The sequence below is a fragment of the Streptomyces sp. GL_148 genome (assembly GCF_057834205.1).
Genome location: NZ_CM174396.1, coordinates 3,658,236 through 3,674,334, shown reverse-complemented (window position 1 = coordinate 3,674,334; position 16,099 = coordinate 3,658,236). Strand labels below are relative to the sequence as shown.

The following is a 16,099-nucleotide window of genomic DNA, read 5'->3' as shown; positions in this document are numbered from 1 at the left end:
ACGCAGGTGCCTGGGCCTCTTCAGGTCCTAGAGGCCCATCGGGGCGTGCAGTTCGACGAGGATCTCCACCTCGACGGGGGAGTCCAGCGGCAGCACGCTCACGCCGACCGCGCTGCGGGCGTGGATGCCCGCGTCACCGAAGGCGGTGCCCAGCAGCTCGCTCGCGCCGTTGACCACGCCGGGCTGTCCCGTGAAGTGCGGGTCGCTGGCCACGAAGCCGACCACCTTGACCACGCGCTTCACGGCGGACAGGTCCCCCGCGACGGAGGTGATGGCGGCCAGCGCGTTGAGCGCGCACTGCTGCGCCAGCTCCTTGCCCTGTTCCGCAGTGACCTCGGCGCCGACCTTCCCGGTGAGGGGGAGGGCGCCGTCGACCATGGGGAGCTGGCCGGAGGTGTACACGTAGTGCCCGCTCTGTACGGCGGGGACGTAGACGGCGACCGGCGAGGGCGTCGGCGGCAGCTTCAGGCCGGCCGCGGCGAGGCGCTCTTCGGGGGTGCTGGTCATGGGCGGATCTCCTTGTGGTCGCTGTCGCGGCTGTCGCAGCTGTTGCGGGAGGGGGAGGAGGCGTCCGTCCGAGGGAAGACGATGACCGGTTTGATCATGCCCGGCTCCTTGGCGGCGAGCCGCCCGAAGGCCTCCCCGACCCGGTGGAACGGGAACTCGTGCGTGGTGATCACCCTCGGGTCCACCAGCCCGTCCCCGATCAGGTGCAGCGCCCGCGCGAGCCGCGCCCCGCTGCTCTGCGGCGGCCGGCAGCGGGCGTACGTGATCTTCCCGCTCCCGGACAGGCCCCCGCGGGCGGCCCTCGCGGCGGCGGGCGCGGCCGTCGCCATGATCGCGCGGTCGGCGCCGGCGCCGCCGGTCAGCTCCAGGATCCGCGCGGCGGTGTCCTCGTAGGCCGGGTCGATCACCACGTCGGCCCCGAACCGCAGGGCGAGGCGCTGGCGCTTCATCTCCGGCTCGACGGCGATGACGCGGGCCCCGCGCAGCCGGCCGGCCGCGATGGTCGCGCTGAGCCCGACCGCGCCCTGGCCGAAGACGACGACGCTGCCGCCCGGGGGCGGCCCGGACTCCTCGGCGGCGGCGAAGCCGGTGGGGAGCGCGCCCGCCGCGTAGAGCGCCTGGTGGTCGGAGATGGTGTCGGGGAGCGGGACCAGCCCGGCCCCGGCCGCCGGGGCGCGGAAGAACTCGGCGAGCCGCCCGTGGCCCTCCACGCCGACGCGCCGGCCGACGTAGGACGGGCAGACTCCGGGGCCGACGGCCTCGACGACGCCGACGGCCTCGTGGCCCAGCCCGGTGGGCGCCCCGGCGGCGATGTGCCCGTCCCAGGCGCAGATGAGCGCGGCCGTGGTGCGTACGAGGACCTCGCCGGCCCGGGGGTGGGGGACGGGCCGTTCCAGCACGGCGGGCGGCTCGCCGGTACGGCGCAGCGCGAAGGCCTTCACGAGACTCCTTACGACGTCGTTACACGGATCGGTTCCAACCATGCGGGTACGGATCCGGCCCGGCGGGGGGCCGTAGGTCGCCGGCAGGCGGGCCGAGGGTCTGCATTTGCTTCTGCCGCTCGGCTCGCCCGACGGCCGTACCGCCGGGCCCGTTCCGTTCCACCTGCGGAGCACACCGCTCACGGGCGGGTGACCCGGACCTGGTAGCTGCCGTTGCGCAGCTCGCCGACGACCGAGACGCTGATGCCCGACTTCCCGTCGGTGAAGGTCTCGCCCGGCCGGAACGGCGCGTCGGAGAGCTCCGCGTGCACGTTGGACCGCCGGGTGCAGCCGCCGCTCGCGGAGGAGCTGTCGGAGACGGTGACGGGACCGCGGCCGGTGTCCACTTCGGAGTCCACCTTGTAGATGAGCACTCCGGGCTTGCAGACGGCCTCGTCGTTCCCGGCGCGGGTGCGCACCTCCACCGCGTACCCGGCGCTCTCCGAGACGGGGATGAAGGCCAGCTTGGTGCCGCCCTCCACGGCCAGCGGACTCAGCACGTGATCGCTGACCCCGGACTTCCCGGCGCAGCTGATCTGGTTGCTGTCGAGCCAGCCCAGCTTCCACTTGTGCCAGCCCAGCAGGTCGTTGTTGGCGCCCCAGTCCTCGCTCATGATGTCCCAGTGCCCCACGGTGCCGCCGCCGTCGGTGGTGTAGAGGTCGGGCAGGCCGAAGACGTGTCCGTTCTCGTGGGGGAGCACCCGGTAGCCGGTCTCCCGGTAGGAGCCGGAGCCGTCGTCCTGGCGGCTGTAGACGAAGGACGTGTTGGCGAGCGGGACGCCGTCGGCCATCGGTGCCTCGCCGTTGCCGGAGAAGGTGACGGAGAGGACGGTGTCGAGGGCGGAGGGGCCCGCGTTCGGGGTGACCAGGATATTTATTAGGTCATACCGGGAGAAATCGACCTCGGTGTCGGACGTTTTGATGATGTGTTCGACGAGCTGGCGGTAGCCGGGCTCGTACGCGGAACCCCGCTCGATCCCGTAGGCCGCGAACGGCATCGGCATCCGCAGCCAGTTCTTTATCGGCGCCTCGGCCCGGTAGGTCAGCCGCCCGTAGGAGCTGATGCGAAACCAGTCGGACGTCTGCGGGAAGAACTCCGCCATCCGGTCGGCCGCCGTGCCCTCGCCCTTGGCGTCGGGGAAGTCGATCATCAGGTTCAGTGCCCGGACCTCGCCCGTCGAGCGCGAGTACCCGGGCGCGGTCGGCAGCCCCTCGGACATCTGCACGCCCATCGCGCCGGAGATCCGGCAGGGGGTGAGCATCGACTCGGCGCTGGTCGCGGCCACCGGCCCGGCCGCCGAATGGCTGTGGCTGGATATGCCCGCGCTCGCCGTCGCCGTGATGCCGAGGGCCAGCGCCGTGATGCCGATGTAGGCGCTGGTGCGGCGCGGCTTGCGTATCCGGTGGCGCGTCTGCGGCATGGAGATCGGCCTTCGGGTCCGCGGCAGCCGGCCGGGTCCGGACTGCGCTCTGTGGGCCCACCCTCCGACGGCTGGAGCGGGCCCGCGCGCCGGGGGAGGCCAAACGGGATCAAAAGGCCCGGCGTTATGTGACCCACGTCACACGGGAGAGTGAAATAAGCGGGGACCCTCTCCCCGTTTGAACCAGAGTCCCCATGAACCGGGGAGCTGCTCCCCGTTTCGGCGGAACGAGCGACTCGCCCGGACGTACGCACCACCCCGCCAGGGAGCAGTCCATGAAGAGCCCCGCCACCACCGATCCGGCGGCCCTGCCCGTACCGGGCCCCGAGGCCGGACTCGACCTCACGGCTCCGGCCGCGGGTGGCTCGGGTGCGGGCGCGGGCGCGGGTGCGTGTGTGGGTGTGGCCGTGGGGGCCGCCGTGGGCAAGATCAAGGCAGCCGGCAAGCGTGCCCGTGCCCGTACCGGCGCGGACTCGGTCCCGCGTCCGCGCGCCGACGCCGTCCGCAACCGGGAACGCATCCTGACCGCCGCCCGTGACGTGCTCGTGGAGTTCGGCCCCGCCGCCCCCCTCGACGAGATCGCCCGCCGGGCCGGCGTGGGCAACGCCACGCTCTACCGGCACTTCCCCGACCGCCCGGCCCTGCTCCACCACGTCGTCCTCTTCGGCATGAACCGGGTGACGGGGCTCGCCGTCGACTCCCTCGCCGAGGAGCCGGACGCCTTCGCCGCCCTGTGCCGCTTCACGCACGCGGCGGCGGACGAGCGGATCGGCGCCCTGTGCCCCGCGCTCTCCAGCGACTTCGACCACGACCACCCCGAACTGGTCGTCTCCCGCGAGACCTTGGAGGAGGCGGTCGAGACCCTGCTGGCCGCCGGCCGCTCCTCGGGGCTCGTGCGCACGGACGTCGGAGTCGGCGACCTGATGATCGCGCTGTCCCAGCTCAGCCGCCCCCTTCCGGGCACCGGCTGCTTCGACGCGGACGTCTTCGTCCACCGTCATCTCCAGCTCTTCCTCGACGGGTTGAGGGCCCCGGCACGCTCCGAACTGCCGGGCTCGGCGACCACGCTGGCGGACCTGAGGCGGAAGGCCATGTGACGCCCAGGGTCGCGCCCTCCAGCGTCGTACACCCGTCCTGATTATCTGTTTTCAGTCATCTCGCACCACGAAGTGGGTACCCCCATGTCAAAAACAGCCGCGAACCCGCCGCTGTCCGTCACCGCCGCCGATCCCAGTCGCTGGAAGGCCCTGGTCTTCATCGCGCTCGCGCAGCTGATGGTCGTCCTCGACGCCACCATCGTGAACATCGCCCTGCCGTCCGCCCAGACCGACCTCGGCATCTCGGACGGCAACCGCCAGTGGGTCATCACCGCGTACGCGCTGGCCTTCGGCGGACTGCTCCTCTTCGGCGGCCGCATCGCCGACAAGTGGGGCCGCAAGAACGCCTTCATCGTCGGCCTCATCGGCTTCGCCCTGGCCTCCGCGCTGGGCGGCGCCGCACAGGGTGAGGCCATGATGCTGGGCGCCCGCGCCCTTCAGGGAGCCTTCGGCGCACTGCTCGCGCCCGCCGCGCTCTCGCTGCTGGCCGTCATGTTCACCGACGCCAAGGAGCGCGCCAAGGCCTTCGGCATCTACGGTGCGATCGCCGGTGGCGGTGGCGCCGTGGGCCTGATCCTCGGCGGCGTCCTCACCGAGTACCTGAACTGGCGCTGGACCTTCTTCGTCAACATCCCGTTCGCGATCGTCGCCGCCGTCGGCGCCTGGATGATCATCCGCGAGCCGGCCGGCGGCCGTAACCGCGCACCGCTCGACATCCCCGGCGTCGTGCTGTCCTCGACCGGTCTCGTCGCCCTCGTCTACGGATTCACCCGCGCCGAGTCGGCCGGCTGGTCGGACGCCCTCACCGTGGGCATGTTCATCGCCTCCGCCGTGCTGCTCGCCGCCTTCGTCTTCGTCGAGTCCCGTACGGCCCACCCGCTGCTCCCGCTGCGCGTCCTGCTGGAACGCAACCGCGGCGGCGTCTACCTCTCGCTCGGCCTCGCCGTCATCGCGATGTTCGGCCTGTTCCTCTTCCTCACCTACTACCTGCAGGTCGTCAAGGGCTTCTCGCCCGTCACGACCGGCTTCGCCTTCCTCCCGATGATCGTGGGCATGATCGCCGGCTCCACCCAGATAGGCGCCCGCCTCATGACGCGGGTCCCGCCGCGCCTGCTGATGGGCCCCGGCTTCATGGTCGCCGCAAGCGGCATGCTGCTGCTGACGCAGCTGGAGGTCGGCTCCTCCTACCCGGCGCTGATCCTGCCGGCGCAGCTGCTGCTGGGCCTCGGCATGGGTACGGCGTTCATGCCCGCCATGTCCCTGGCCACGTACGGGGTGAACCCGGCGGACGCCGGTGTCGCCTCCGCGATGGTCAACACCTCGCAGCAGGTGGGCGGCGCGATCGGCACCGCCCTGCTGAACACCATCGCCGCCTCCGCGACGACCGCGTACCTGACCGACCACGCGGCCGAGGCCGCGGCGGGCGGCCCGGCGGCGCAGCTGATCCAGGCCCAGGCCATGGTGGAGGGCTACTCCTCCGCGATCTGGTGGGCGGTCGGCATCCTGGTCGCCAGCTCCCTCATCGCCCTGACCCTCATCACCACGGGCAGGCCGGGCGCCGGCGACCCGGTCGCGGAGGGCGCGGACGCCGACATGAAGATCCCGGTGATCGCCCACTGACCCATCGCTCACCGACCCCACTCTTCACACGAGGGGGCGGGCCCCGCTCAGGGGTACGGGAATGACTGATGACCCCGCATCGTTCAAATTTGAACGATGCGGGGTTAGTCTTTGTGTGGCGGCCCGCCGTGACGATTCCTGGAGCCCCTGATGACGACGCCCGACCCGAACCGCGGTGCGACGGCCCGCATGCCGGCGCTGTACCTGAGCCACGGAGCCCCGCCCCTCGCGGACGACCCGCTCTGGCCCGGCGAACTGGCCGCCTGGTCCGCGGACCTCCCCCGCCCCCGCGCGATCCTGATGGTCTCCGCCCACTGGGAGGAGGCCCCGCTCGCCCTCGGCGCCACCGAGCGGGTCCCGCTCGTCTACGACTTCTGGGGCTTCCCCGAGCACTACTACCAGGTCCGCTACGACGCCCCGGGCGCCCCCGGGCTGGCCGCGGCGGTCCGCGCACTCCTCAAGGCCCCGGGCACCCCCGTCCAGGACATCCCCGACCGCGGCCTGGACCACGGTGCGTACGTCCCGCTGGTGGAGATGTTCCCGGAGGCCGACATCCCGGTGCTCCAGATATCCATGCCGACCCTCGACCCGCGCCGCCTGATGGAGATCGGCCGCAAGCTGGCCCCCCTGCGCGACGAGGGTGTCCTCATCGTGGGCAGCGGCTTCTTCACCCACAACCTGGCCGCCCTGCGCCACACCGGCCCCGGCGTCCCGTCGTGGTCCGCAGAATTCGACGCCTGGGGCCACGAGGCACTGGCCGCCGCCGACATCGACGCCCTACTGGACTTCGAAGCCAAGTCCCCGGCGGGCCGCCTGGCCCACCCCCGTACGGAACACTTCGCGCCCCTCTTCGTCACCCTGGGCGCCGCGGAATCCGACCTCACCACCCCCGCCACCCCGGTCTCGGGCTTCTGGATGGGCCTCTCCAAGCGGTCCCTGCAATTTGGCTGACCGCGAGCAGCTCTGGTGCCCCAGCGGCTCGGCGTACGCGCCGGAGTCGCTGGTCCTCGCGGTCCGCGACGGCCTCGACGGCCCCCCGGTCTACCTCCCCGCACCCCGCCCGGCGGCCGAAGCCCTGGCCGCCCTCCCGCCCGGCATCGAACCACGCCGCCTGCTCCGCCTGGCCTCCCACTGCGTCCCGCACTGCCTCAACCGCGCGGGCGACACCTGCACCCTGGCCACCCGCCTGACCTCACCTCCGCCGAAGGCCGCCGCGCTTCCCGCCTGCCACCTCCGCCCCTCGTGCGCATGGTGGGCCCAGTCGGGCCCACCTGCCTGCCACGCCTGCCCGCACGTCGCTACCCGCCGCCCCGGACCGGACCGGTGACGTCCTCCCCGATGGTGAACCCCTTGGCGGGACCGGCCGCAATCGCGACCGGGGTCCCGTATGCCGTCCGCGCCTCGTCCTCGTAGACGGCCTTCTCGGGGTTGGGTGAGGTCAGCACGGTGACGGTGCCGCCGTCGTCGAAGTCGTCGATCAGGACGTACACGGGAACGGCCGCCCGGGCGTAATCGCGCCGCTTGCGCGTCCGGTCGCGCGTGATGTTGTCGCTTCCGGGGGAGACGACTTCAACGATGAGCGCTACAGCGGAGGCGTCGACCCCGAGATCGTCCTCGGTGACGTGCCCCTCGGTGTCCTCCAGAACGACGAACAGATCGGGGATCCACACCTTGCGTTTGTGGATGACGTTCATGTCCTGGCGAGCGGCGAACTCGCCGCCGGCGAGGAATACGACGAGCTGATCCCTCAAGCGATTGACGGTACGGCCGTGCGAGTAGCGACCCGTGGGTGACACCTCGATGAACCCCTCGACGATCTCGGCGTGGTAGCCCTCGGGGAGTTCCATGGCTTTCCATGCCTGCCACAGGACGTCGTCAAGGTCCGACGGGGGAGTCGCGACCTTCGGCATTACGGCCTCCAGCGTCTCGTGGGCGAGAGCGGTCATGTGCAGCACCTCCTCTGAGTGTGGGCGTCACCGGCCGGGCGGCACAAGCGACTCTCCGATGCTCAAGGAGAGGCCGGTCATGCCGCAGGAATATGCCGCACCTTCACTCGGACGGGTCGACCGTCGCCGGCCGAGGCAACCAGAAGCGGCCGAAGCTCGTCTCTCGGGGTGGGAGTGCAGTCGGGAACGTCGCTGCAACGGGGGCGAAAACGGCCCTGTCAAGTGTGACGGTGGTCTCATCGCCACCCCGCTCGTGCGGGCCCGCCGCCCTCCGGGGGCGGCCGTAATTCCCGCCCTGACCTGCGCCTCTTCGAGTCCGACGGCGCCGCCGATCCGCTCGGATCGGGGGACGGCGGGGCAGGATACTGCAAGATCTCGAAAAACAGGGAGCGACGTGGGAATTCTGTCCCGATTCCAGTCGTTGTTTCCTTCGGAAGCGGGCACTCGGGAGAGTGTCCAGCGCACCACCGCGACCGAACTCATCGCAAGGGAGCACGCATGGCAACCCGCGCCGCCGCCCGTCGTCAGTCCACGAGCAGCGCTCGTGCCGGGAGCGGGGAGATCGCAGACCGCGACCTGGTCGGCATGTACCTGGACGAGATCGCGCGCACCCCGCTGCTCGACGCGGCCAAGGAAGTGGAGCTCTCGCAGATCATCGAGGCGGGCATCTACGCCCAGCAGATCCTCGACGGCGCGATAGAGCGCAAGGGCAAGCAGCCCTCCCAGGAAGAGCTCGAAGTCCTGGCCGCCGAGGGTGAGCGCGCCAAGGAAGTCTTCATCCGCTCCAACCTCCGGCTGGTCGTCGCCGTGGCCCGCCGCTACCCGCGCAGCGGGCTGCCGCTCCTCGACCTCATCCAGGAGGGCAACGCCGGCCTCGTCCGCGCGGTGGAGAAGTTCGACTACGCCAAGGGCTTCAAGTTCTCCACGTACGCCACGTGGTGGATCCGCCAGGCGATCACCCGCTCCATCGCCGACCAGTCGCGCACCATCCGCCTGCCCGTCCACCTCGTGGAGGAGCTCGGCCGGATCCGCCGGGTCCAGCGCGAGTTCAACCGCGAGAACGGCCGGGACCCGGAGCACGCGGAGATCGCCGCCGAGCTGGACACGACGGAGAAGCGCGTCGGCGACGTCCTGGACTGGGCGCGCGACCCGGTCAGCCTGAACATGGGCGTGGACGAGGACGGCGACACGCAGTTCGGCGACCTGCTGGAAGACACCTCGGCCATCTCCCCCGAGCAGTCCGTCCTCTCCCTCCTGCGCAGCGAGGAGCTGGAGGACCTGCTGGGCAAGCTGGACCAGCGGACGGCGTCGATCATCAAGATGCGTTACGGCATTGAGGACGGCCGAGAGCGTACGCTGACAGAGGTCGGCAAGCAGCACGGGCTGACCCGCGAGCGGATCCGCCAGATCGAGAAGCACGCGCTGCTCGAACTGAAGCGAATGGCCCGCGACACCGGCTTCGACGCGGTGGCCTAACCGGCCCCAGACGCAGCCCCCCCATACGAGCCCCCGGCGCCTATCCCCCCCAGGCGCCGGGGGCTCCCCCTCACCCCCGCCGGCACACGAGGGCGCCCCTCAACCCGGCCGCCCCTCCCAGCCCCGCCGCCCCATCCCAGCCCCGCCGCGCCCTCCCGGCCCTGCCGGCGCTCGAGGCGCTCCTGGCCCCCGCCGCCCCCGCCCAGCCCCTCCGGCGCCGGGGGCTCCCCCTTGCCCCCGCCGCCCCCGCCCAGCCCCTCCGGCGCCGGGGGTCCCCCTTGCCCCCGCCCCCCTCCGGCACACGAGGTGCCCCGCCGCCCCATCCCAGCCCCGCCGGCGTTTGAGGCGCGGGGTCTGGGGCGGAGCTCCAGGGAACGGTGGAAGGGCGGGTAGGGGACAGCCCCGCAGGGCCGCCGCCCCCCCCGCTACGGCCCCGCCGCCTCCGCGAGCCGCGCACCCAGCGCCCGCGCGGCGTCCGCAAGAAACCCCGGCCCGTGCACGGTGAACGGCACCCCCGCCAGCGCCAGCCGCGCCACAAGCCACTCCGGCGAGTCCGCCGACTCGAACCGCACCCGCACCCCGCCAGCGCCAGCGCCACCGCCCCCGGCCACGGGAACCGGCACAGGCACCACAAACTCCCGCACCCACTCCGGCAACCCCACCACCCCCGCGAAGGTGACATCGACGAGGTACGTCGGCTCCCGGCCCCCCCGCCCCCGCCGCACGAAGTCCACCGCGTCCATCGGCAGCTCCCGCCCCACGAACCTCGCCCCCGTCCCGGACGGCTCGCTCATCCGGTCCACCCTGAAGGTCCGCCAGTCCCCGCGCTCCATGTCGTAGGCCACGAGGTACCACCGGCTCCCGGTGCTGACCAGCCGGTACGGCTCCACCAGCCGCCGCGAGGCCGCCCCGTCCCGCGCCCGGTAGGCGAACCGCAGCCGCTCCGGGCCCGCCACCGCCGAGGCGATCGCCGTCAGCGTCCGAGGATCCACGCTCGCCCCGTCGCCCCGCGTCACCGCGACCGTCGCCGACTGCAGCGCGCCGACCCGCCGCCGCAGCCGCCCCGGCAGGACCTGTTCCAGCTTCGCGAGGGCGCGTACGGAGGCCTCCTCCACGCCCTCGATCGCATGCCCGGCCCCCGCCCTCAGCCCCACCGCGATCGCGACGGCCTCCTCGTCGTCCAGTACGAGCGGCGGCATCGCGGCGCCCGCCACCAGCCGGTAGCCGCCCTCCGCGCCCAGCGTGGCCTCCACCGGGTACCCGAGCTCCCGCAGCCGCTCGATATCGCGCCGGATCGTACGGGCGCTCACGCGCAGCCGCTCGGCCAGCTCGCTCCCGGGCCACTCGCGCGGGGTCTGGAGCAGGGAGAGCAGGGAGAGGAGGCGGGCCGGGGTATCGGTCATGCTTCAAAGGTGCCAGCCAAATAGGACACCAACTGACCTACATGCCGTCTAGGTTTCTCCTCATGAGCACCGAGACGACCCAGTCATCGCCCGAAGGAAAGAACGGGCCCGTACAAGAAGAGCGGAACGACCCTCCCGCAAAGACCACCCGCGACGCCGTCGCAACCGGCAAGACCAGCGCAACCGGCAAGACCGTCGCAACCGGCAAGACCAGCGCAACCGGCAAGACCAGCGAGTCCGGCGTGACCAACGAGTCCGCTCCCCCCGCCGACCGCCGCCGCTGGATCGCGCTCGCCATCGTGATGACCGCGGCCTTCATGGACCTGGTCGACGTCACGATCGTCAACATCGCGATACCCCGGATGCGCGAGGACCTCGGCGCCTCCACCAGCGCCATCCAGTGGATCACCGCCGGCTACGCGCTCGCCTTCGCCGCCGGTCTGATCACCGGCGGCCGTCTCGGTGACATCTACGGCCGCAAGCGCCTCTTCCTCCTCGGCATATCCGGTTTCACCGCGGCCTCGCTGCTCTGCGGCCTCTCCCCGAACCCCGACGTGCTCGTCGCCTCCCGCATCCTCCAGGGCGGCATGGCGGCCATGATGGTCCCGCAGGTGCTCGCGATCATCCACGTCACCTTCCCGCCCCACGAGCGCGGCAAGGTCTTCGGTCTCTTCGGTGCGATCATCGGCCTCGGCGCCGTCTCGGGCCCGATGCTCGGCGCACTGCTCACCGAGTGGAACATCCTCGATCTCGAGTGGCGCCCGATCTTCCTGATCAACCTGCCCGTCGGCATCGCCGGCGTGATCCTGGGCCGCAAGTTCATCTCCGAGTCCAAGGCCCCCAAGGCGCTGCGCCTGGACCTGGTGGGCGTCGTGCTCGCGACCCTCGCCCTGGTCATGCTGATCTTCCCGCTCACCAACGGCCGCGAGAACGACTGGCCCGTGTGGGGCTTCGTCTGCATGATCGCCTCGCCGCTGGTCTTCGTCGGCTTCATCGCCTACGAGAAGTACAAGATCCAAAAGGACGGCTCCCCGCTCGTCGAGCTCTCCCTCTTCAAGGTCAAGAGTTTCGCCGGCGGTATCGCCGTCCAGCTGACCTTCGGCATCGCGACCGGCATCTTCTTCCTGGTCTGGATGCTCTACATGCAGATGGGCCTCGGCTGGAGCGCCCTGAAGTCCGGCTCCACCGGCATCCCGTTCTCGATCGCCGTCTCGACCGCCGCGGGCCTGTCCGTACAGAAGCTCGTACCGCGCTTCGGCCGCAAGGTGCTCCAGGCCGGCGCCCTGGTCATGGCCGCGGGCGTGCTCCTCTACATCTGGGAGTCGGACCGCTACGGGATGACCATCACCTCCTGGCAGATGGCCGCCCCGCTGATCGTCATGGGCGCCGGCATGGGCCTGATCATCGCGCCGCTGACCGACACGGTGCTCTCCGAAGTGCCGCGCGAGCACGCCGGCTCGGCGTCCGGGCTGATCAACACCACCGGCCAGATGGGCAACGCGCTGGGCCTCGGCCTGACCTCCGTCGTCTACTTCGGGTTCATCGAGGACGACCGGGTCTTCGGGCCGCCCTACGTGGACGCGTTCCACATCGCGATGTGGTGGGTCGTGGCCGTCCTGGTCGTGATCTTCTCAGTGATGTTCATGCTGCCGCGCAAGGCCGTCCCTATGGCCGAGCGCGAAGGCGGCACGGAGCACGCCGGCTAGTACCGCGCCTGCGCACTGCGCGCACCTCACTCACGGGCATGTCCGCTTCTGTTGGCGGACATGCCCGTTTGTTTTGTTTTCAGGCGCAAGCGGGCGTACGATCCAAGAGAACCCACAGAGTCGGGCATCGAACGGATCTGAAACCACATGTACGCACCGGAGCGCCAGCAGGAGATCCTCCGCCTCGCCCGCGAGGCGGGCCGGGTCGACGTCCTGTCCCTGGCCGACCAGTTCCAGGTCACGGCCGAGACCGTGCGCCGCGACCTCAAGGCCCTGGACCGTGCCGGGCTCGTACGCCGGGTGCACGGCGGCGCCATACCGGCCGGCCGCCTCGACTTCGAGCCGGACCTCACCGAGCGCGAGGCCACCGCCGCCGACGAGAAGGACCGCATCGCGGCCGCCGCCCTCGCCGAAATCCCCGACGGCGGCAGCGTCGTCCTCGACGCGGGCAGCACGGTGGCCCGCCTCGCCGCCGCCCTTCCGGTCGACACCGCGCTCACCGTGGTCACCCACGCGCTGCCCGTCGCCGCCCGGCTCGCCGACCACACCGGGATCGACCTCCACCTCGTCGGAGGCCGCGTCCGCCACCGCACCCGCGCCGCGGTCGACGCCTGGGCCCTGCGCGCCTACGCCGAGATCCGCGCCGACGTGCTCTTCCTCGCGACGAACGGCTTCACCGCCGAGGGCGGCCTGACCACCCCCGATCTCGCCGAGGCCGCCGTCAAGCGGGCCGCGATGGCCGCCGCCCGCCGCGTCGTCCTCCTCGCCGACTCCGCGAAGGCGGGCCAGGAACACTTCGCCCGCTTCGGCTCCTTCGCCGACGTCGACCTCCTCATCACGGACCAGGGGCTCGACCCCGCTCAGAAGGCGGCGATCGAGGCCGCCGGTACGGAAGTTGTGCTCGTATGATCCTCACCGTCACCCCCAATCCCTCCCTCGACCGGACCTACGAGGTCCCCTCGCTGGACCGCGGCGAGGTGCTCCGCGCGAGCGGCGACCGGGTGGACCCCGGGGGCAAGGGCGTGAACGTCTCCCGTGCGGTGGCCGCCGCGGGCGTCCGTACGACGGCGGTCCTGCCGCTCGGCGGCACGCCGGGCACGATGATCGCCGAACTCCTCGGAGCCCAGGGCGTGGACGTCACGGCGGTCTCCATCGCCGGCCAGACCCGCTCCAACATCTCCCTCGCCGAACCGGACGGCACCCTCACCAAGATCAACGCCACCGGCCCGGCGCTGACCGCCGAGGAATCGGCGCTCCTCCTGGAAACGGTCCGCACCTGCTCGGGCGGCGCCGCCTGGATCGCCTGCTGCGGCAGCCTCCCGCGCGGCCTCGGCCCCGAGTGGTACGCCGACATCGTGACCCGGGCCCACGCCGCCGGCGCCCGCATCGCCCTGGACACCTCCGGCCCGGCGCTGCTCGCGGCGCTGCCGGCCCGCCCGGACGTGATCAAGCCGAACGCCTCGGAGCTCGCGGCGGCGGTGGGGCGGTCCCTGGCCACCCTCGGCGACGTGCTCAAGGCCGCGGAGGAGCTGCGCTCGCTGGGCGCGGGCGCGGTCCTGGCCTCCCTCGGCGCGGACGGCCAGCTCCTGGTCTCCGAGGAGGGCACCTACTACGGCACCGCGGCCGTCTCCTCGGTCCGCAGCAACGTCGGCGCGGGCGACGCCTCCCTCGCCGGCTTCCTGATCGCGGGGGGTACGGGGCCTGCGGCCCTGGCCTCCGCCCTGGCCCACGGCGCCGCCGCGGTCCAGCTTCCGGGCAGCGCCATGCCGGCCCCCTCGGACCTGCGGCCCGACGCGGTCCATGTCACCCAGGACCTGCCCCTGGACCTCCCTCTGTCCGAAATGAGCGACGAGCGATGAGCGAGATGACCACCCCGGACCTGGTCGACCTCGACCTGTCAGCAGAGTCCAAGGAGGGGGCGGCACGTGCCCTCGCCGAACGGATGGCGGAGCTGGGCAGGATCACCGACCTGGACGGCTTCCTGGCCGACGTGGCCGCGCGCGAGGCCCAGATGCCGACCGGCCTGGAGGGCGGCATAGGCATCCCCCACTGCCGCTCCCCCCACGTGACGGCCCCCACCCTGGCCTTCGGCCGCTCCCCGTCGGGCATCGACTTCGGCGCCCCGGACGGCCCGGCGGACCTGATCTTCCTGATAGCCGCCCCCGCCGGCGCGGACGACGCCCACCTGTCCATCCTCTCCACCCTGGCCCGCCGCCTGATGCGGCCGGACTTCGTCGAGGCCCTGCGCGCAGCAGCCACCCCGACGGAAGCCGCAGCCCTGGTCGCGGGCGAGCCCAACCCAGCCCCTCCGGCGTTTGAGGAGCGGGGGTCCGGGGGCGGAGCCCCCGAGGGGGTCGCGGCGCAGCCCGCGACCGGGGGCCTGGGGGCGCAGCCCACAGTTTCGGGAAGGGGCGGGGTGGGGGAGAGCCCCGCAGGGCAGCCGTTCCGGATCGTGGCAGTCACCTCCTGCCCCACGGGCATCGCCCACACCTACATGGCCGCCGAGGCGCTGACCCAGGCCGCCGCCGAGGCCGGAATCGACCTCCAGGTCGAAACCCAGGGCTCGGCCGGCTTCACGAAGCTGCCCCCCGAAACGATCGCCGCCGCCGACGCAGTCGTCTTCGCCCACGACGTCCCGGTCAGGGAAAGGGCCCGCTTCACCGGTAAGCCCACCGTCGACGTGGGCGTCAAGGCGGGCATCAACCGCCCCGCGGAACTCCTCCGGGAGGCCCGCGACAAGGCGGAACGCGGCGAGATCGCCACCACCACCCCGACCCCGGTCGAAAAGGCCGGGGAAGACCAGGACGGCTACGGCGCGAAGCTCCGTACTTGGCTGATGTCCGGCGTCAGCTACATGGTCCCGTTCGTCGCCGCAGGCGGCCTCCTCATCGCCCTCGCCTTCGCCATCGGCGGGTACGAGATCAACTCCGCCCCCTCCGTCGCCGAGCACTTCGTATGGACCGAAGCCGCCAGCTGGGCCGCGCTGCTCTTCCAGACCGGCGGCCTCGCCTTCGGCTTCCTGGTCCCCGTCCTCGCCGGCTACATCGCCTACGGCATGGCGGACCGGCCCGGTCTCGTCCCCGGCTTCGTCGGCGGCGCCGTGGCCCTCACCATCAACGCCGGCTTCCTCGGCGGCCTGATCGCCGGCCTCATCGCGGGCGGCACCGTCCTCGCCGTCCAGCGGCTGAAGATCCCCACCGCCCTGCGCGGGATCATGCCGGTGGTCGTCCTGCCGCTCATCGGCTCCGCCGTCACCGCGTTCCTGATGTTCCTGGTCGTCGGCAAGCCCGTCGCCTCGCTCCAGCAGGCCCTCACCGACTGGCTGTCGGGCCTCTCCGGCGCCAACGCGATCATCCTCGGCGTCATCCTCGGCCTGATGATGTGCTTCGACCTCGGCGGCCCGCTCAACAAGGTGGCCTACGCCTTCGCCATCGGCGGCCTCGCCACCCCCAACGAGGGCAGCCTCAAGGTCATGGCCGCCGTGATGGCCGCCGGCATGGTGCCGCCGTTGGCGATGGCGCTGGCCACCACGGTCCGCGGCCGGCTCTTCTCCAAGACCGAGCGCGAGAACGGCAAGGCCGCCTGGTTCCTCGGCGCCTCCTTCATCAGCGAGGGCGCCATCCCGTTCGCCGCGGCCGACCCGCTGCGCGTGATCCCGGCTTCCATGGTGGGCGGCGCGGTCACCGGCGCCCTCTCGATGGCCTTCGAGTGCACCCTGCGGGCCCCGCACGGCGGCATCTTCGTGATCCCGCTGATCGGCAACCCGCTGCTCTACCTGATCGCCATCGCCGCCGGTACGGCCACCACCGCCGGCCTGGTCATCCTTCTCAAGGGGATGCGCAAGCAGGAGGAGACCCCGCGGCAGCAGGCCGGGGCAGCCGACGCGGCGCCCCTGCCGGAACCGGCGAAGGTCACCGCCGCCGCCTGACCGTCGTCCCCGTCC

The 16,099-nt window shown here is 72.1% G+C and carries 14 protein-coding genes; 9 read left to right on the top strand and 5 right to left on the bottom strand.

Features of this window, described 5'->3' with window-relative positions; all coding sequences use genetic code 11:
• Positions 1 to 27: 27 nt before the first annotated feature.
• From AC3IYI_RS16605 to AC3IYI_RS16595, 3 genes are all read right to left on the bottom strand, one after another.
• Positions 28 to 507, bottom strand: coding sequence for a RidA family protein (locus AC3IYI_RS16605; RefSeq protein ID WP_489410901.1), 480 nt, complete (start codon positions 505 to 507; stop codon positions 28 to 30).
• Complete coding sequence (locus tag AC3IYI_RS16600) at positions 504 to 1,448, bottom strand: zinc-dependent alcohol dehydrogenase (RefSeq protein WP_489410900.1); 945 nt, start codon at positions 1,446 to 1,448, stop codon at positions 504 to 506. Before AC3IYI_RS16600 ends, AC3IYI_RS16605 begins: the two co-directional genes overlap by 4 nt.
• Before the next feature lie 179 nt (positions 1,449 to 1,627).
• The gene (locus tag AC3IYI_RS16595) at positions 1,628 to 2,908 is read right to left on the bottom strand and encodes a M6 family metalloprotease domain-containing protein (RefSeq protein WP_489410899.1); all 1,281 of its coding nucleotides are present in this window, start codon (positions 2,906 to 2,908) and stop codon (positions 1,628 to 1,630) included.
• A 428-nt stretch (positions 2,909 to 3,336) separates the two neighbouring features.
• Here AC3IYI_RS16595 and AC3IYI_RS16590 point away from each other — a divergent pair, with 428 nt between their 5' ends.
• From AC3IYI_RS16590 to AC3IYI_RS16575, 4 genes are all read left to right on the top strand, one after another.
• Positions 3,337 to 4,005 carry a TetR/AcrR family transcriptional regulator gene (locus AC3IYI_RS16590; protein WP_489411561.1) on the top strand — a complete coding sequence of 223 codons (669 nt, stop codon included), beginning with the start codon at positions 3,337 to 3,339 and terminating at the stop codon, positions 4,003 to 4,005.
• A gap of 84 nt (positions 4,006 to 4,089) precedes the next feature.
• On the top strand, positions 4,090 to 5,625 hold the full coding sequence (locus AC3IYI_RS16585; RefSeq protein WP_489410898.1) for an MFS transporter: 1,536 nt from the start codon (positions 4,090 to 4,092) through the stop codon (positions 5,623 to 5,625).
• Positions 5,626 to 5,775: 150 nt separating this feature from the next.
• A complete protein-coding gene (locus tag AC3IYI_RS16580) occupies positions 5,776 to 6,576 on the top strand; it encodes a dioxygenase family protein (RefSeq protein WP_489410897.1) in 801 nt (266 codons plus the stop codon).
• Positions 6,569 to 6,952: a hypothetical protein gene (locus tag AC3IYI_RS16575; protein ID WP_489410896.1), complete on the top strand. Its 384-nt coding sequence runs from the start codon at positions 6,569 to 6,571 to the stop codon at positions 6,950 to 6,952. The genes AC3IYI_RS16580 and AC3IYI_RS16575 overlap by 8 nt, the downstream gene beginning before the upstream one ends.
• On the opposite strand, the gene AC3IYI_RS16570 is transcribed toward AC3IYI_RS16575, so the two are convergent.
• Positions 6,924 to 7,571, bottom strand: coding sequence for a Uma2 family endonuclease (locus tag AC3IYI_RS16570; protein ID WP_489410895.1), 648 nt, complete (start codon positions 7,569 to 7,571; stop codon positions 6,924 to 6,926). The two genes, AC3IYI_RS16575 and AC3IYI_RS16570, sit on opposite strands and share 29 nt — an antisense overlap.
• A gap of 498 nt (positions 7,572 to 8,069) precedes the next feature.
• Here AC3IYI_RS16570 and AC3IYI_RS16565 point away from each other — a divergent pair, with 498 nt between their 5' ends.
• Positions 8,070 to 9,047 (top strand): sigma-70 family RNA polymerase sigma factor, encoded by a 978-nt coding sequence (locus AC3IYI_RS16565; RefSeq protein WP_489410894.1) that lies wholly within the window; start codon positions 8,070 to 8,072, stop codon positions 9,045 to 9,047.
• 425 nt (positions 9,048 to 9,472) lie between these two features.
• On the opposite strand, the gene AC3IYI_RS16560 is transcribed toward AC3IYI_RS16565, so the two are convergent.
• Positions 9,473 to 10,450, bottom strand: a complete 978-nt coding sequence (locus AC3IYI_RS16560) for a helix-turn-helix transcriptional regulator (RefSeq protein WP_489410893.1) — start codon at positions 10,448 to 10,450, stop codon at positions 9,473 to 9,475.
• A gap of 62 nt (positions 10,451 to 10,512) precedes the next feature.
• Here AC3IYI_RS16560 and AC3IYI_RS16555 point away from each other — a divergent pair, with 62 nt between their 5' ends.
• From AC3IYI_RS16555 to AC3IYI_RS16540, 4 genes are all read left to right on the top strand, one after another.
• A complete protein-coding gene (locus AC3IYI_RS16555; RefSeq protein WP_489410892.1) occupies positions 10,513 to 12,156 on the top strand; it encodes an MFS transporter in 1,644 nt (547 codons plus the stop codon).
• A 147-nt stretch (positions 12,157 to 12,303) separates the two neighbouring features.
• On the top strand, positions 12,304 to 13,065 hold the full coding sequence (locus tag AC3IYI_RS16550; protein WP_489410891.1) for a DeoR/GlpR family DNA-binding transcription regulator: 762 nt from the start codon (positions 12,304 to 12,306) through the stop codon (positions 13,063 to 13,065).
• Positions 13,062 to 14,015 (top strand): 1-phosphofructokinase, encoded by a 954-nt coding sequence (gene pfkB / locus AC3IYI_RS16545; protein ID WP_489410890.1) that lies wholly within the window; start codon positions 13,062 to 13,064, stop codon positions 14,013 to 14,015. The genes AC3IYI_RS16550 and pfkB overlap by 4 nt, the downstream gene beginning before the upstream one ends.
• Complete coding sequence (locus tag AC3IYI_RS16540) at positions 14,012 to 16,084, top strand: PTS fructose transporter subunit IIABC (RefSeq protein WP_489410889.1); 2,073 nt, start codon at positions 14,012 to 14,014, stop codon at positions 16,082 to 16,084. The genes pfkB and AC3IYI_RS16540 overlap by 4 nt, the downstream gene beginning before the upstream one ends.
• The last annotated feature ends 15 nt before the right edge of the window (positions 16,085 to 16,099 follow it).

Bases quoted from the DNA above. Each gene is read 5' to 3' on its own strand.
- AC3IYI_RS16565 (WP_489410894.1), top strand. From the start codon at position 8,070: ATGGCAACCCGCGCCGCCGCCCGTCGTCAGTCCACGAGCAGCGCTCGT.
- AC3IYI_RS16585 (WP_489410898.1), top strand. From the start codon at position 4,090: ATGTCAAAAACAGCCGCGAACCCGCCGCTGTCCGTCACCGCCGCCGAT.
- AC3IYI_RS16605 (WP_489410901.1), bottom strand. From the start codon at position 507: ATGACCAGCACCCCCGAAGAGCGCCTCGCCGCGGCCGGCCTGAAGCTG.
- AC3IYI_RS16595 (WP_489410899.1), bottom strand. From the start codon at position 2,908: ATGCCGCAGACGCGCCACCGGATACGCAAGCCGCGCCGCACCAGCGCC.
- AC3IYI_RS16570 (WP_489410895.1), bottom strand. From the start codon at position 7,571: ATGACCGCTCTCGCCCACGAGACGCTGGAGGCCGTAATGCCGAAGGTC.
- AC3IYI_RS16555 (WP_489410892.1), top strand. From the start codon at position 10,513: ATGAGCACCGAGACGACCCAGTCATCGCCCGAAGGAAAGAACGGGCCC.
- AC3IYI_RS16580 (WP_489410897.1), top strand. From the start codon at position 5,776: ATGACGACGCCCGACCCGAACCGCGGTGCGACGGCCCGCATGCCGGCG.
- AC3IYI_RS16560 (WP_489410893.1), bottom strand. From the start codon at position 10,450: ATGACCGATACCCCGGCCCGCCTCCTCTCCCTGCTCTCCCTGCTCCAG.
- AC3IYI_RS16550 (WP_489410891.1), top strand. From the start codon at position 12,304: ATGTACGCACCGGAGCGCCAGCAGGAGATCCTCCGCCTCGCCCGCGAG.
- pfkB (WP_489410890.1), top strand. From the start codon at position 13,062: ATGATCCTCACCGTCACCCCCAATCCCTCCCTCGACCGGACCTACGAG.
- AC3IYI_RS16540 (WP_489410889.1), top strand. From the start codon at position 14,012: ATGAGCGAGATGACCACCCCGGACCTGGTCGACCTCGACCTGTCAGCA.